This window comes from Variovorax multivorans (assembly GCF_051216835.1).
Lineage (GTDB): Bacteria > Pseudomonadota > Gammaproteobacteria > Burkholderiales > Burkholderiaceae_C > Variovorax.
This window is the reverse complement of sequence record NZ_JBPJZL010000006.1, coordinates 91,085-105,470: the sequence shown is the minus strand read 5'-3', so window position 1 is coordinate 105,470 and position 14,386 is coordinate 91,085. Positions and strand designations below refer to the sequence as shown.

At 67.0% G+C, this 14,386-nt stretch carries 14 protein-coding genes; 7 read left to right on the top strand and 7 right to left on the bottom strand.

The genetic code is table 11. The features are described from left to right. Positions 1–3: 3 nt before the first annotated feature. Complete coding sequence (kdpE, locus tag ACSFCA_RS16725; RefSeq protein ID WP_435460471.1) at positions 4–702, top strand: two-component system response regulator KdpE; 699 nt, start codon at positions 4–6, stop codon at positions 700–702. 78 nt (positions 703–780) lie between these two features. Here the strand turns inward: kdpE and ACSFCA_RS16720 are convergent, their stop codons facing one another. Next, positions 781–1,038 (bottom strand): hypothetical protein, encoded by a 258-nt coding sequence (locus tag ACSFCA_RS16720; RefSeq protein ID WP_435477069.1) that lies wholly within the window; start codon positions 1,036–1,038, stop codon positions 781–783. A gap of 124 nt (positions 1,039–1,162) precedes the next feature. On the opposite strand from ACSFCA_RS16720, the gene fusA reads away from it, so the two are divergent. Next, complete coding sequence (fusA, locus tag ACSFCA_RS16715) at positions 1,163–3,181, top strand: elongation factor G (RefSeq protein WP_435460472.1); 2,019 nt, start codon at positions 1,163–1,165, stop codon at positions 3,179–3,181. A 150-nt stretch (positions 3,182–3,331) separates the two neighbouring features. Here the strand turns inward: fusA and ACSFCA_RS16710 are convergent, their stop codons facing one another. The 6 genes from ACSFCA_RS16710 to ACSFCA_RS16685 form a co-directional block, all read right to left on the bottom strand. Then, complete coding sequence (locus ACSFCA_RS16710; RefSeq protein ID WP_093080915.1) at positions 3,332–4,462, bottom strand: zinc-binding dehydrogenase; 1,131 nt, start codon at positions 4,460–4,462, stop codon at positions 3,332–3,334. 87 nt (positions 4,463–4,549) lie between these two features. Further along, entirely contained in the window at positions 4,550–5,125 is a 576-nt protein-coding gene (locus tag ACSFCA_RS16705; protein ID WP_435460473.1) for a dual specificity protein phosphatase family protein, read from the bottom strand. Next, the gene (locus ACSFCA_RS16700; protein ID WP_435460474.1) at positions 5,122–5,613 is read right to left on the bottom strand and encodes a hypothetical protein; all 492 of its coding nucleotides are present in this window, start codon (positions 5,611–5,613) and stop codon (positions 5,122–5,124) included. Before ACSFCA_RS16700 ends, ACSFCA_RS16705 begins: the two co-directional genes overlap by 4 nt. Then, positions 5,610–6,764 carry an MGDG synthase family glycosyltransferase gene (locus ACSFCA_RS16695; RefSeq protein WP_435460475.1) on the bottom strand — a complete coding sequence of 385 codons (1,155 nt, stop codon included), beginning with the start codon at positions 6,762–6,764 and terminating at the stop codon, positions 5,610–5,612. Before ACSFCA_RS16695 ends, ACSFCA_RS16700 begins: the two co-directional genes overlap by 4 nt. Before the next feature lie 323 nt (positions 6,765–7,087). Further along, a complete protein-coding gene (locus tag ACSFCA_RS16690; protein ID WP_435460476.1) occupies positions 7,088–8,533 on the bottom strand; it encodes a nicotinate phosphoribosyltransferase in 1,446 nt (481 codons plus the stop codon). A gap of 66 nt (positions 8,534–8,599) precedes the next feature. After that, positions 8,600–9,670, bottom strand: coding sequence for a bifunctional nicotinamide-nucleotide adenylyltransferase/Nudix hydroxylase (locus ACSFCA_RS16685; RefSeq protein WP_435460477.1), 1,071 nt, complete (start codon positions 9,668–9,670; stop codon positions 8,600–8,602). An 82-nt stretch (positions 9,671–9,752) separates the two neighbouring features. Between ACSFCA_RS16685 and ACSFCA_RS16680 the strand changes: the two genes are divergently transcribed. The 5 genes from ACSFCA_RS16680 to ACSFCA_RS16660 all read left to right on the top strand — a co-directional run bounded on the left by ACSFCA_RS16680 (position 9,753) and on the right by ACSFCA_RS16660 (position 14,362). Continuing rightward, a complete protein-coding gene (locus ACSFCA_RS16680) occupies positions 9,753–10,586 on the top strand; it encodes a pseudouridine synthase (protein ID WP_435460478.1) in 834 nt (277 codons plus the stop codon). Further along, complete coding sequence (locus ACSFCA_RS16675; protein WP_435460479.1) at positions 10,553–11,668, top strand: winged helix DNA-binding domain-containing protein; 1,116 nt, start codon at positions 10,553–10,555, stop codon at positions 11,666–11,668. Before ACSFCA_RS16680 ends, ACSFCA_RS16675 begins: the two co-directional genes overlap by 34 nt. Positions 11,669–11,799: 131 nt before the next feature. Beyond that, a complete protein-coding gene (locus ACSFCA_RS16670) occupies positions 11,800–12,456 on the top strand; it encodes a response regulator (RefSeq protein ID WP_258352440.1) in 657 nt (218 codons plus the stop codon). Beyond that, on the top strand, positions 12,453–13,835 hold the full coding sequence (locus ACSFCA_RS16665; protein ID WP_435460480.1) for a sensor histidine kinase: 1,383 nt from the start codon (positions 12,453–12,455) through the stop codon (positions 13,833–13,835). The genes ACSFCA_RS16670 and ACSFCA_RS16665 overlap by 4 nt, the downstream gene beginning before the upstream one ends. 188 nt (positions 13,836–14,023) lie before the next feature. Further along, positions 14,024–14,362 carry a hypothetical protein gene (locus ACSFCA_RS16660; protein WP_435460481.1) on the top strand — a complete coding sequence of 113 codons (339 nt, stop codon included), beginning with the start codon at positions 14,024–14,026 and terminating at the stop codon, positions 14,360–14,362. Positions 14,363–14,386: the final 24 nt, after the last annotated feature.

Genomic DNA, 14,386 nt, shown 5'->3' with positions numbered 1-14,386 from the left:
CCCATGCCAACCCCCATCGCCATCGTGATCGAAGACGAGCCGCAGATTCGCCGCTTTGTGCGCGGCGCGCTCGAAGCCGAAGGCTGGGTGGTGCATGAGGCCGACACATTGCGCGATGGGCTGGCTGCGGCCGGCACGCGGCAGCCCGATCTGCTGGTGCTCGATCTGGGCCTGCCCGATGGCGATGGTGTTTCGCTGATCCGCGACGTGCGTGGTTGGTCGGCTGTGCCGATCATCGTGCTGTCGGCGCGCACAGATGAGGCCGACAAGATCGCCGCGCTCGACGCAGGGGCCGACGACTATCTGACGAAGCCCTTCGGCACCGGTGAACTGCTGGCGCGGGTGCGAGCCAACCTGCGCCGTCCGCGAGCGACGGGTGGCAGCACCGAAGAGCCTCCCGAGGCGCTGTTCCGCTTCGGCGAGATCGAGCTTGATCGCGCTGCGCGGCTGGTGCGGCGTTCAGGCGTGGAGGTACACCTGACGCCTACCGAGTACCGCCTGCTGTCGGTGCTGGTCGCGAACGCGGGGCGCGTGCTGACGCAGCGGCAACTGCTGCGCGAAGTGTGGGGGCCTTCGCACTCCGACCAGAGCCACTACCTGCGGATCTACATGGGGCATCTGCGGCAGAAGCTGGAAGCCGATCCGGCGCAGCCTCGGCATCTGTTGACTGAGACTGCTGTGGGGTATCGGTTGGTGGTGTAGGCCTTCCCGCGGCACCGTGACTTCCAGCCAACAGGCCATGTCGTCGCGCTTGCCTTTGCCCGCCGGCATCACCACAATTCAGCCCACCATGAAATTCATCCAAGCCATCGAGGCGAGCATCGCCACCTGACATCGCCCTCGATTGCGTTCGGAAGGCGTTGCGCCTTCCGGTATTGAAAACCCCGGCAGGTTCGTCCCTCCGGGGTTTTTGTTTTTTTGCACTTCATCCTTCACAACGCCATGCGTACCTACGACAAGCTGATCGCCACGATTCGCCTCCGCCGGAGCGTGGACACCGTGCGCCCGGGCTCCGGCCGCCGCATCAGCAGATTGCACGACACCGTTCGTCGCTAGCCCTCAGGCGAATTTTTCTTGCCTGGGGCTGGCGCATGCCAACCAGGCCTTCGAAGCAGAGCGCGAAAGAGCGAGCTTCGGCCGAAAGAAAAGAGAGATTCGTCCTATGAACCCGAAACCCAGAAACCTGCGCAACATCGGCATCATTGCCCACGTCGATGCGGGCAAGACCACGATCACCGAACGCATCCTGTTCTATGCCGGCGAGAGCCATCGCATCGGCGACGTCAGCCGTGGTACGGCCCGCATGGACTTCGAGCCGCAGGAGCAGACGCGCGGCATCACCATCAGCAGCGCGGCCATCACGGTCCACTGGAACGCGACGCAGATCAACCTGATCGACACGCCCGGCCACATCGACTTCAACATCGAAGTGAACCGCTCGCTGCGCGTGCTCGACGGTGCGGTCGTCGTGTTCGACGGGGTAGCCGGCGTGGAGCCGCAGACCGAGACGAACTGGCGCCTCGCGGACAAGTACCGCGTGCCGCGCATCGCCTTCGTCAACAAGCTCGACCGCCTCGGCGCGGACTTCCCGCGCGTGGTCGCGATGATGGAAGAGCGCCTGGGCGTGAAGGCCGTTGCCGTGCAACTGCCCATCGGTGCGGAGGGTGACTTCCGCGGTGTGGTCGACCTGGTTGGCATGCGCGCGCTCGTCTGGGACAAGGACGATGCGAGTCAGCCGTACCGTGTGGCCGACGTGCCCGCCGAGATGCTGGCACCAGCACAGCGTTGCCGGGAGCGGCTCGTGGCGCTGGCGGTCGAACAGGACGAAGCGGCAATGAACGCTTACCTGAATGGCCAAGAGCCGTCGGCCGATGTGCTGCGCGCGTGCATCCGCAAGGGTGTGCTGTCCAGTGCCTTCGTGCCCGTGCTCGCAGGCTCGGCGTACCGCAACCGCGGCGTGGAACCTCTGCTCGACGCGATCGTCGACTGGCTGCCGAAGCCCGGTGAAGTGGCGATGGCTTGCGATCCGGAGGCGCCGTTCGCGGCGCTCGCGTTCAAGGTCGCCAGCGACGACCATGGCGCGATGGTGTTTGTGCGTGTCTACAGCGGCAGGCTGCGGCGTGGCGACACGATGCTCAATGCCACGACGGGCCGCATCGAACGCGCTGCGCGGCTGTACGAAGTGCATGCGGACGACCGCATCGAGCGCGATGAACTCGTGGCAGGCGACATCGCTGCCATCGTTGGGCTGAAGGACACGCTGACCGGTCACACGCTGTGCGACCGGAATCATCCGGTGCACCTGGAGGAGATCAGCGTGCCCGAGCCGGTGATCCACGTCGCGATCGAGCCGAAGGCGCAGGCCGACCAGCAGGCGCTGTCGAAGGCGCTGCAGGCGATGCTGCGGGAAGACCCGAGCCTGCAACTGAGGCAGGACGCCGAATCGGGCCAGACGATCCTCTCGGGCATGGGCGAGTTGCAGCTCGATGTATCCATCGAGAAGCTGCGCGCGAAGTACGGCGTCGAAGTGTCGGTGGGGCGGCCGCAGGTTGCCTACCGGGAAACGATTTCAAGAGAAGTGGAGGTGCACCATGTGCACAAGAAGCAGACCGGTGGCCCCGGTCAGTTCGCGGAGCTGAAGCTGCGTCTCGCGCCCCGTGCGCGTGGCGAAGGCATTGCCTTCGAGAGCCAGGTGGTGGGCGGCGTCATTCCGCGTGAGTTCATTCCTGCGGTCGAGGCCGGCATCCGCCGTGCCGCGCAATCGGGCGTGGTCGCCGGTTTCCCGTGCGTGGACTTCATCGCCACGCTGGTGGACGGCAGCCATCACGAGCGCGATTCGTCGGCGATGGCTTTCGAGCTGGCGGCTGCCGCAGCCTTCCGTGAAGCGGCGGCGAGAGCCGGGCCGCAGGTGCTGGAACCGGTGATGGCGGTGGAAGTCATCACGCCCGCCGACTACCTCGGCGATTGCATCGGTGATCTGCACCGGCGGCGCGGCATGGTCCGCGGCCAGACGGTGCGCGGCAACGCCGCGGTCGTAGAGGCCCATGTGCCGCTGAAGGAGATGTTCGGCTACATCGGCAACCTGCGCGCGCTGTCTTCGGGTCGGGCGCAGTACACGATGCAGTTCGATCACTACGAAGTGGCGCCTGCGGGTGAAATGGCCACGCTTGTAAAGAGCTGATGGTCTTGAAAGGGCGGTCCGGAAGGGCCGCCCTTTTTTATTTCAGTCTTCTTTCGGGGCGTTGTGTTCGGGGTGCGTGCGAATGGCACCGGGTACTCCCCTCCGCGAATGTCCCCCGTCGGCGTGAGCGTGCCCCCGTCAAGAACTCTTTCAGCCCGCAACACCCTTGTTCGGATTCAACAAGAACTTCTCACCAGTAGCCTGCTTCCCATAAACGCCAATGGCATCGAGCTGCAGCGCCTCGACCAGCGACACCTCACGCGTGTAGTGGCTGGCAAACGTAGTCTTCAGTTCCGCAACGACACGCGCCTTCAAACGCTGCGTGCCGGCATCGCCGAGCTTCCCGAGGAACGGGAACAGCAGCCACCCGCCCATGCCCCATGCCATGCCGAAGTTGCGCACGAACTCCGTGGGAGCACGGTCGAGGCCGCCGTAGATGTACACCTGCTTGTGCGTGGTCGAGCCGTAGCGGCTGTATTCCTTGGCGGTGCGGTTGATGGCGGCTTCCATGCAGCCGAGGATCTGTCCCGCGAGCTTGCCGCCGCCGGTGGCGTCGAAGGCCAGCGTAGCGCCGGTTTCGACCAGCGCCTGCGTCAGGTCTTCGAGAAAGGTGGGTGAGGTCGCGTTGCACACGTACTTCGCGCCCAGGCCGCGCAGCAGGTCTTCCTGCTCCTGCTTGCGCACGATGTTGACGAGGGCGATGCCGTCCTTCTGGCAGATCTTGTTGAGCATCTGGCCCAGGTTGGATGCTGCGGCCGTGTGCACCAGCGCCTTGTGGCCTTCCATGCGCATCGTCTCGACCATGCTGAGCGACGTGAGCGGGTTGACGAAGCACGAGGCGCCTTCGGCCGGCTTGGTGCCGTCCGGCAGTTCCAGGCACTGCGCGGCGGCGAGGCAACGGTACTGCGAGTACATCGCGCCGCCGATGGCTGCCACGGTCTTGCCGAGCAGCGCCTGCGCGGCCGGCGACGATCCGGCTTTCACCACCACGCCCGCGCCTTCGTTGCCGACCGGCATCGACTGGTCAAGCCGCGCCGCCATCGCGGGAAGCACACGCTCGGGCACGGTGGCGGTGACGACGGGGCGCTCGGCCGTGCCGGAGGCCTTGGCGGTGCTCATGTCGGCCGCACCGAACAGCAGGCCCAGGTCCGACGGGTTCAGGGGCGACGCCTCGACGCGGATCACCACTTCGTGGGCCTGCGGTTCGGGAATCGGGTCGTCGTGCAGCGAGAGTTCGAGTTCGCCGCTGGCGCGAATGAGGGAGCGGATTTGCAGTGCCACGGAAGAGCCCTTTTCAGAAGGTTCGCAGATGGCCTGTGGCCACGGGGCGGCCAGTATAGGAGCGGGGTACGAAAGGCGCTGGCGCCTTCAGGACACCATGGGCACCACCGGGGCATGGGCCAGCGCATGGCGCATCTTCACCGGGTCGAGCCTCTCGATGTAGCGCGGAATGTTGCGCCATAGCGTGTGATAACCGTAGCCGCCGCGCAGCATCTCGTGGCGCGCGCTGTCCTTGTCCCAGTCTTGTACCGCCATGCGATACACCGCCGCGACCACGCCGGTGCGGTCGGCGCCGTGCATGCAGTGGATGAGCACCGGGCCGTGCTTCTCGGCCTCGCGAATGGCGAGCAGCGCGCGCAGCACCTTGGCGTCGTCGATGGACCAGGTGTTGATCGGCACACGCACCAGCCGGATGCCGCTGCCCGCGAACACCTTCCTGTCGTCGTTGAAGGAGCGCAGGCTCACCACCGTGTGGATGCCCAGCGATTGCAGCGCCGCCATGTTGGCGCGCCGCGGCTGCGCGCTGCGGTACAGCGTAGGCGTGATGCGGTGCAGGTTCTCGACTTGCAATGCGTCCAGCGGATCGGCCCAGTGGCCGGGGCGCGGGTCGGCTATGCCTTCTTCTACCGCCGCTGCTGCCTTGTGTTTCGTTTTCTTCGTCATTTCTTGCGCGGCCAGTGTCGCGTGACAAGGATCAGCAGCGCCACCGCGAGCCCGCCCCAGTAATCGACCGGCGCACCCCATATCCAGTGCTTGTGCCAGAACGCATCGACCGGGTTGAAGCGCTCCCAGCCGAAGGCCGGGTTGATGATGAACCAGGTGAAGTCTTCGCAGACCCAGAACACGATGAGGCCCGCTACCGCCAGTCCCACGTCGCGCCACGTCCAGCGCCCGTTGAAGGCCAGCGGCGAGAAGAACACCAGCGCCATGAAGGTGAACACCCAGGCGTGATAGCCCGTCATCGCACGGCCGCCCCAGAAGATGTCGAGCCAGATGCTGTTCTCGATGCGCCAGGTCGGCAGCGACGTGGCCCAGCCCGCGCCGCCTTCGATCTGGATCTCGGCGTTGGCGAAGAAGAAGGCCATGACGACCACCCAGGCGAGATAACCGAGCGTGCGGGCCACGCTCGTCTTTTCGACGGCGCCGCTCACGCCTTGGCACCCAGCACGTGTTGCAGCACCGCGCGCGCCGCCTGCGGCTTGCCCAACGCTCGGCTGCGCGCAGCCATGGTCGCGAGCTTGGCGGGGTCGGCCATCAGGCGCGCCACCTTGTAGTCGAGGCCGATGGCGTCGTAAGCCAGCCAGGCGGCGCCTTCTTCCATCAGGAAGCCGGCGTTGTGTTCTTCCTGCCCGGGAATGGGCGAGATCAGCAGCATCGGCTTGCCCAGCGCCAGGCATTCGGACACCGTGAGGCCGCCGGGCTTGGTCACCACCAGGTCGGACGCGGCCATCATCTTGTGCATTTCGTTGGTGAAGCCGATGGCCACCACGCGGCCCGGATAGCGCCTGGCCAGCGCTTCGAGCTTGCCGTGCGCCTCCACGTTGCGGCCCGCGACGGCGATCACCTGGAAGTTGCCTTCCTTTCCGTCATGGCCACCCAGGCCGAGCACGCGCTCGACCATGCTGGGCAGATCACCGACGCCGGCACCGCCCGAGGCCATCAGCAGCACGGGGCGCGAAGGATCGAGGCCTAGTTCCGCCGCGCAGGCATTGCGCGCCAGCGCCGGCACATCGGGCTCGGAAAAAGCCGGCATCACCGGAATGCCGGTGACGTGGATGCGCTCAGCAGGAATGCCTCGCGCCCGCAGGCGGAACGCCACTTCTTCCGTTGCAGCAAGGTAGCCTGCCATGCCCGGCACCAGCCACATGTTGTGCAGGTCGTAGTCAGTGATCTGCAGCCACACGGGATACTCGATGCGGCCACGGTTGCGCTCGCGCATCAGCAGTTCGGCCGGCAGGAAGTGCGTGCAGACCACGGCGTCGGGCTTCTCGCGGCGGATTTCGCGCACCAGCGCGCCGGTGCTCAGCCGCTCGATGCCACGGCGCAGGCGCTGCGAGGGCGCGTGGTGCGGCGTGGTGTCGGTTCGCTGGTGCAGGTACGACCACAGCTCGGGTGCGCGGTTCACGAGCTGGATGTACCAGTCGGTGTAGACCTTGCGGAAGCCGCTGGCCACATGGGCCATCGCGTCGATGTGGACCGCCGTGCAGGGCGGGGCGAGGGACTGGGCGGTGGCGGCAAGCGCCTGTGCTGCACGCACGTGGCCGTTGCCGGCGCTCACGCTGAGGATCAGGAGTTTGGTCATGGATTCGGCGGTCTGGGCGGATTATGGCTATGCCGTGTGGCACAGGCCTTTGAGGGTCCGGGGGCGCGATCACGCCGACGGGGTGCCCTGCTCCGCGAATGTCCCCCGGCCTGCGGCCTCCCCCTTTATTTCGCTGCGCAGGGCACCCCATCGACGTGATCGTTCAGAGCGGTAGTTGATCGGCCAGCACAACAGCCGCGCTCATGTGCGAATGGCACCGGGTGCTCCCCGCAGCGAAATAAAGGAGGAGCCGAAGGCGGGGGACATTCGCGGAGGGGAGTACCCGGTGTCATTCGCACCCGCCCCGAAGGACCGAAGCAGCCTCAGAGCGGCGCGCGCGAGGTAACGAACTGGTTCACCCCGATGGCGGCGCGCTCACGCACAGCATCGAACGTGGTGCTCTCGACAATGCGCCCGTTCTCGAACACCGTCTGCAGCAGGTCGACCTGACCTGCCGCAAGCGTCTCTTCACGCACGGTGTTCTCGACGCCATTCGCATCGCGCACGAGTGCGAGTCGCCCCTTCTTCGAAGCCTTGCTCACATCGCCCACCGGCGACTTGTACACGTCGCGCCACTCGCCGTTCACCTGCATGGCCGAGCACTTCATCGCCCACTGCATCGTGTCGCGGTTGACCTGCTGCAGCAGCCCGCCACCCATGCCGAAGGAGATGTTCTCCGTCGAGAAACCGTTGTGATAGAAGTTCGACAGGCACAGCCGCAGCGAGTCGAGATTCACACCGTCGCCCTGGATGATGCGCACGTTGTTCAGTACCCGAAATCCCTTGGCATTCGTCGTCGTGCCGAAGCGATCGGCCAATATCTGCGCCACCTTCAGCGTGGTCTCGGCCGGGTCGCCCGAGTCGGGTCGCACCACCAGCGTTGCGCCCGAGGCCACCACCTTTGCCTTCAGCTCGTCGCCCCAGATGCGCGCGCAGGCATTGAAGATGTCGTAGCTGTCGCTCACCACCGCAAAGGTCGCGCCGGGCTTGCCGAACTGCTCGACCATGTTGCTGTACGCGTCGGCTTCATGCTCGCGGCCCCAGCCCGTGATGGTGCTGTGCTCGGCCGCGGGAATCGAGAAGCCCGCCACGTCGCAGTCGTAGTACCGGCGCGCGGCCACCAGCGCGGCCAGCGTGTCGGTGCCCATGAAGTTCACCAGGTGGGCCATGCCGCCGAGCGCGGCCGATTCGAGGCTCGACACACCACGCGCGCCGAAGTCGTGCAGCCTGAAGGCGATCTGCCCTTGCGGATCGTCGCAAGTCGCTTCGAGGTACCGCAGCAGTGTGGTGCGTGCGGCAGCCGAGAGCGTGGCGACCGTGGTGGGGTACCAGATGGCGCGCAGCAGCTCGGTCTCGAGAAAGCTCGTGACCCAGAAGAACTCGGGGTCGGTGTTCTCGATGGTGGCCAGCACGTTGTGCACCGGCAGCACGCTGCCTTCGGGCACCGCGCGGATGCGCACCGGCATCAGCCCGCCGTGCTTCTCGATCAGGCGCAGCCAGCCTTCGCGGTTGAAAGGCTCGCCGTGCGCGGCCATGAGCAGGGCGGCCTCTTCGACGTCTTCGCGCGTCACCGGCGTCTGCAGATATTCACGCAGATAGGCCTGCAGGCCGAAGAACAACGAGTGACTGAAGATGCCGCCGCGCGACTCGATGTAGCTGTACACCGTCTGCGTGCCGGGTGGATATTGCATCCAGTGCGACACCTTGTAGGAGTCGGTGCGCAGCAGCAGGTTGTTGCCCAGGGGCGAGGAGGTGAGATTGCGGTTCATGTGAAAGCTCCTTTCACGTTGGCACCCGTCAACCAGGTGCCGTTCTTGCTGACAAAGCCTGGTCGTTCAGTTCTTGCCCAGGCCACCCAAAAAATGATTCGCGATGAAGAAGTGGTCTTCGTAGACGTGGTCCTGCATGTCGAGGAACTCGGCAATCGGCACCCATCGCACCTCGGCCGCGTCGTCGTCGGCTCGCACGTCTGAAAGACCCGTCCACTGGTTGTGCGCCAGCTCGAAGAAGAAGCCGTGCGTGATGGTGCGGCCGCGCTGCGAGCGGTCTGGCGCGTCGAACACGTGGCTGGCCTTCATGCTGCCGTTGAGCACGGGCACGGGCACCTTGAGGCGGGTTTCTTCTTTCAGCTCGCGGATGGCCGCGTCCTGCAGCCGCTCGTGCTGGCCGACGAAGCCGCCGGGCAGCGCCCAGGTGCCCTTGCCGGGATGGAACTTGCGCTGCACCAGCAGGATGTGGCCGGCCTCGACCACGATGGCATCGACCGTGGTGTAGATCGGCGGAAAGTCGCTGCCCGCATAGCGGTACTTGTCGCGGTAGTCGACAAGGAAGGCGCGCTCTTCGCAGAGCTCCGCGTAGTCGGCCGTGGTGGTGAACTGTTCGAGAAAGGCCGCGGTGCCGTCGAGCAGGTCGGCGCGTGCGAGCTGGCCGCGGTTCTCGGGGTCGAAGTAGAGGCCGCGCACGTCGGTGGCGTTGAGGCTTTCCACGCTGTTCTGGCCGACGAACTCCCAGTGCGGAAAGAGCTTGAGGTAGTAGCTCGATGCGTCCTTCAGGTGCCCCACCAGCGCCACCCTGGCCTTGGCGGGTGCATGGCCGTCCTGCACGATGAGCCGTTCGACCGCCGACTGGATCGACGCGATCCAGATCTGGTCGTTGTAGGGCGAGTCGCCCACGCCGACCACGCTCACGCGCATCTGCTCGGTGCCGCGCAGGCAGGCGCGCACCATGCGTTCGCGTTCGTCGAAGGTAAAGGGGTTCTTGACGCTGCGTGGCTTGCGGTCGGAGCCGACCACCACGATGACCCGATCGGCGGCGCGAAGGCCTTCTTCGATGAGTCGTTGATGTCCGAAATGAACGGGCTGGAAACGCCCGATGACGATGGCGTACTGGTACTTGCGTGTGCTCACTTGGGAATCCCCCAAAAAGGGCGCGATCAACTCGCGCTTGCGTTCAGGATAGCATCGGTGCCGCACATTGATCAAGCCTCCGATGACCGAGCCCTCTTCCCCCCCTACCGATGCCGTTCGCCTCAACAAGCGCATGGCCGAGCTCAAGATGTGCTCGCGCCGCGAGGCCGACGACTGGATCGCCAATGGCTGGGTGAAGGTCAACGGCAAGCCGGCCGAGATGGGCGTGAAGGTCACGCCGTCCGACCGCATCGAGATCGACAAGGCCGCCAAGGGCCAGCAGGCGAACCAGGTCACCATCCTCATCAACAAGCCTATCGGCTACGTGAGCGGGCAGGCCGAGGACGGCCACGAGCCGGCGGTCACGCTGTTCACGCCGCAGAACCGCTGGGCGGAAGACAACGCGCGCTTCTTCTTCAACCCTCAGCAGCTGCGCGGCCTGGCGCCATGCGGCCGGCTCGACATCGACTCAATCGGCCTGCTGGTGATGACGCAGGACGGCCGCATCGCGCGCCAGCTCATCGGCGAAGACTCCGTGATGGAGAAGGAATACCTGGTGCGCGTGGCGTACCACGGCCTGGGCCAGCCCGCGCCCACCGGCCAGCTGGTGCGCATGGACGACGACGACCCCATCACCACCAACGTGCAGGCGGTCTTTCCACCGGCCATGCTGGCCAGGCTGCGACACGGCCTGAGCCTCGACGGCCAGCCGCTCAAGCCGGCGCGGGTCGAATGGCAGAACCCCGAGCAGCTGCGCTTCGTTCTCACCGAAGGCAAGAAGCGGCAGATCCGTCGCATGTGCGAGCTGGTCGGCCTGAAGGTGGTGGGGCTGAAGCGCGTGCGCATCGGCAAGGTGATGCTCGGCAACCTGCCAGTGGGCCAATGGCGCTACCTCGGGCCGCACGAGAAGTTCTGAGCCTGCGCGCGCTGAACCGCGCCACGCTGGCGCGGCAGATGCTGCTGGCACGGCGCAGGCTGACGGTGACGCAAGCCGTCGAACGACTGGCCGGCCTGCAGGCACAGGCGCCGAACCCGCCTTACATCGGCCTCTGGAGCCGGCTCGAAGGCTTTCAACGCGAACAGCTGACCGAAGCACTGCGCAAGCGCCGCATCGTGCGCATGTCGACGATGCGCGCGACCCTGCACCTGATGACCGCGAGCGACGCGCTGGCGTGGCGTCCGCTGCTGGAGCCCGTGCACCGGCGTGGCCTGCTGGGCAATCACAAGAAGGCGCTCGACGGCATCGACCGTGCGGCGGTGGTCGAGGCGGGGCGTGCACTGCTCGCCGAACGGCCGCACACCAGCGCCGAACTCGGGCAGGCTCTCGGCCTGCGCTGGAAGGGCCGCGAGACGGCCTCGCTGGCCGGCCTGATCCGCAACAACGTGCCGCTGGCGCATCTGCCGCCCGCCGGCACCTGGAACTCGCACCAGAGCGCGCTGCTGCAGCCTCTCGACGATTGGCTGGGCGTTATCGATGCTGTCCCGGCCACGCAAGACGACCTGCTGCTGCGCTACCTCGCCGCCTTCGGCCCCGCCACGCTGGCCGACGCCGGCGCCTGGTCGGGCCTCACCGGATGGAAGGCCGTGGCCGAGCGCTTGCGACCGCAGTTGCGCGTGTTTACCGGCGAAGACGGCCAGGAGCTGTTCGACCTGCCCCGCGCGCCGCGCCCCGACCCCGACACGCCCGCGCCGCCGCGCCTGGTGGCCGAGTGGGACAACCTGCTGCTCTCCCACGCCGACCGCAGCCGCGTGCTCAGCGAGGCGCACCGTGCCCGCGTGTTCACCGTCAACGGCATCGTGCGCGGCACGGTGCTGCTCGACGGCTTCGTGGCGGGCGTCTGGAAGATCGAGCGCGCGAAGAATGCCGCCACCATGGTGCTGGAGCCGTTCACGCGCTGGTCGAAGGCCGACCGCGCTGGTGTGGAGAAAGAAGCCCTCGACCTGCTGGCCTTTGCTTCCGACGGCGAGGGTGAACGCCATGCCGTGCATCTGCCTTGAACGGGCCATGACCCCGAGGCGCACCCGCCGTCTAAGCGTGCCCTAAGTATTCGTTTCTACGCTGCGCCACGGCGCAGACACTTCCGATCATCCCGGTCGCGTGCTACCTTGCGGCCGAAGGAGTCGCCGCGATGCGCGTTCTACTGGTGGAAGACGATGAAATGATCGGGCGCAGCCTGAAGCAGGCGCTCGAGGGCGCAGGCTGGTCCGCGGACTGGGTGCGCGACGGCGAACTGGCGCAGAGCGCGCTGGGCGACGGCGGCTACACCTGCGTGCTGCTCGACCTCGGCCTGCCGAAGCAGGACGGCACCGAAGTGCTGCGCCGCGCCCGCGAGCGCGGCGATGCCACCCCGGTGCTGGTACTCACCGCGCGCGACGGCCTCGACGACCGCATCCACAGCCTCGACCTCGGCGCCGACGACTACCTGCTCAAGCCTTTCGAATTCCGCGAACTGCTCGCGCGCATGCGCGCCGTGGTGCGCCGCCGCGACGGCGCCGCGCATTCGCTGGTGGGCAGCGGCTCGTTGCAGCTCGATCTCACCACGCGCGAAGTGGTGGTCAACGGCGCGCGCGAGGCGCTCACTGCGCGCGAGTTCGCGCTGCTGCATGCGCTGCTGGAGCGGCCCGGCGCCATTCTTTCGCGCGAGCAGCTCGAAAACCGCATCTACGGCTGGGGCGAGGAAGTCACCAGCAACGCAATCGACGTGCTGATCCACGGCATGCGCCGCAAGCTCGGTGCGGATGCGATCCGCAACGTGCGCGGCCTGGGCTGGCGCGTAGCTGCATGACCGGAGCTCCGCGCAGCGGCGGCCGCTGGTGGCGGCCACGTTCGCTGCGCACGCAACTGCTGCTGTGGCTCATCACGCTGCACCTGGGCGCGGCCGTGCTCACGGCGTGGTTCTCCTTCGAGGCCTACGGCAACCTCGTGCACAACGCGCTGGACGACCAGATGCGCCTGGTGGCCGAGTCGTACGAAGGCAGCGATCCGCAGAAGCTGCCGCACCCGATGGACGGCGAGGCCGCCTTCTCGCGCGGCGCTTTCATCGTGCAGATCTGGAGTGCCGACGGCCAGACGCTGCGCGCCACCTCATGGCCCGTACTGACGGTGCCACTGCAACCCCAACCCGGCTTCAGCGACGTGAACACGGGCACGCATGCGGGTTCCGACTGGCGCGTGTTCACCGCCAAGCCCGGCCCGCGTGCCGACCAGCCGCGCGTACAGGTGCTGCAGAACGAGGACTACCGCCGCCGCCGCGCCCTGCGCCGCGCAATGTTCGAAGGCCTGCCTATCGCGCTGCTGCTGCCGCTGGCGCTGCTGATCCTGTGGATCATCGTGTCGGCGGCCTCGCGCTCGCTGCGCGCGGTGGCGCGCGACGTGGCCTCGCAGGACGAGCGCAGCCCCACCGAACTGTCGCTCGCACGCGTGCCCGACGAAATCGCGCCGCTGGTGGGCGCCTTCAACAACCTGCTGACGCGCGTGCGCAATGCCTTCGCCACGCAGCGGCGCTTCGTGCAGGACGCGGCCCACGAGCTGCGCACGCCGATGGCCGCCATCGGCCTGCAGATCGAGAACCTGCGCGCGCACGTACCGGCCGGCGAGGCCACCGAGCGTTTCAACCAGCTCGAGGCCGGCGTCACGCGCGCGCAGCACCTGATCGAGCAATTGCTGCATCTCTCGCGGCAGGACGCGCCGCAGAGCCTCGGCAATGCGCGCGAGCGCGTCGACATCGAAGTGCTGCTGCGCGAGAGCGTGAGCCAGCTGATGGTGCTGGCCGATGCGCGGCGCGTGGACATCGGCTTCGAAGGCAGCATTGCCGCGGTGGTGTTCGCGCCCGCGGCCGAGCTGCGCAGCGTGTTCGACAACCTCATCGACAACGCGCTGCGCTACGCGCCCGAAGGCGGCGTGGTCGACGTGAAGCTGCACGAGGTCGAGGGCCACGCGGTGGTCGACGTGCTCGACAACGGCCCCGGTATTCCGCAGGCCGCCATCGGCCGCGTGTTCGATCGCTTCTTCCGCGTGCCCGGCGCAGTGGCCGGCGGCAGCGGGCTGGGGCTGGCGATTGCGCGCACGGCGGCCGAGCGGCATGGCCTGCGCATCGAGCTGCGCAATCGCACCGGTGGGCCGGGGCTGATGGCGCGCGTGCATCTGCCTGTGCTGCCGGCGTAGCGGAGGCCTGCCGGCACGCGAGGCACCTGCGGTCCAAAGTTTCAGGAAAAAGTGCACCGCTCACGCGCGCCTAACTCTTCCCTCACATTCACCTCAGTCTGCGTGCCTAGAGTGCACTCAGGTCCTGCCACGCGCAGTTCGCGCGATGGCACGTGACCGGGGACAACCTGCAATCAGGAGAACACGTCATGCGCACTTCCTTCAAGCTTCTCGCCGTCGGTTCCTTTGCTGCGCTGGCAGCCATGGGCGCCGTCACCGCATCGGCCGAAACCACCGATGGTTCGGATTTCCATCCGCTGCAGATGAATTCGCCCGCGAACCCGGACGTCCAGGCTGGCGCGATGGCCGCAGCCCGTCCGAGCGGCACCGAGCCAATGGGCCAGTCGACCAGCGCACCCGCGATGAGCTCGACGATGCCGGTGGCCGACATCCAGGCTGGCGCCTATGGGGCGTCGCATCCGAGCGGCACCGAGCCGATCGGGCAGTCGACTTCACTGCCGATGGTGAGGTCGGGCAGCGGCAGCTGAACTGAAGCTGCGCTGCCGGTGATG

Excerpts from the sequence above, each read along its gene's own strand:
- ACSFCA_RS16675 (WP_435460479.1), top strand. The coding sequence starts at position 10,553 with ATGGCGCTACCTCGGGCCGCACGAGAAGTTCTGAGCCTGCGCGCGCTG.
- ACSFCA_RS16705 (WP_435460473.1), bottom strand. The coding sequence starts at position 5,125 with ATGACGAAGAAAACGAAACACAAGGCAGCAGCGGCGGTAGAAGAAGGC.
- kdpE (WP_435460471.1), top strand. The coding sequence starts at position 4 with ATGCCAACCCCCATCGCCATCGTGATCGAAGACGAGCCGCAGATTCGC.
- ACSFCA_RS16665 (WP_435460480.1), top strand. The coding sequence starts at position 12,453 with ATGACCGGAGCTCCGCGCAGCGGCGGCCGCTGGTGGCGGCCACGTTCG.
- ACSFCA_RS16670 (WP_258352440.1), top strand. The coding sequence starts at position 11,800 with ATGCGCGTTCTACTGGTGGAAGACGATGAAATGATCGGGCGCAGCCTG.
- ACSFCA_RS16680 (WP_435460478.1), top strand. The coding sequence starts at position 9,753 with ATGACCGAGCCCTCTTCCCCCCCTACCGATGCCGTTCGCCTCAACAAG.
- ACSFCA_RS16695 (WP_435460475.1), bottom strand. The coding sequence starts at position 6,764 with ATGACCAAACTCCTGATCCTCAGCGTGAGCGCCGGCAACGGCCACGTG.
- ACSFCA_RS16660 (WP_435460481.1), top strand. The coding sequence starts at position 14,024 with ATGCGCACTTCCTTCAAGCTTCTCGCCGTCGGTTCCTTTGCTGCGCTG.
- ACSFCA_RS16690 (WP_435460476.1), bottom strand. The coding sequence starts at position 8,533 with ATGAACCGCAATCTCACCTCCTCGCCCCTGGGCAACAACCTGCTGCTG.
- fusA (WP_435460472.1), top strand. The coding sequence starts at position 1,163 with ATGAACCCGAAACCCAGAAACCTGCGCAACATCGGCATCATTGCCCAC.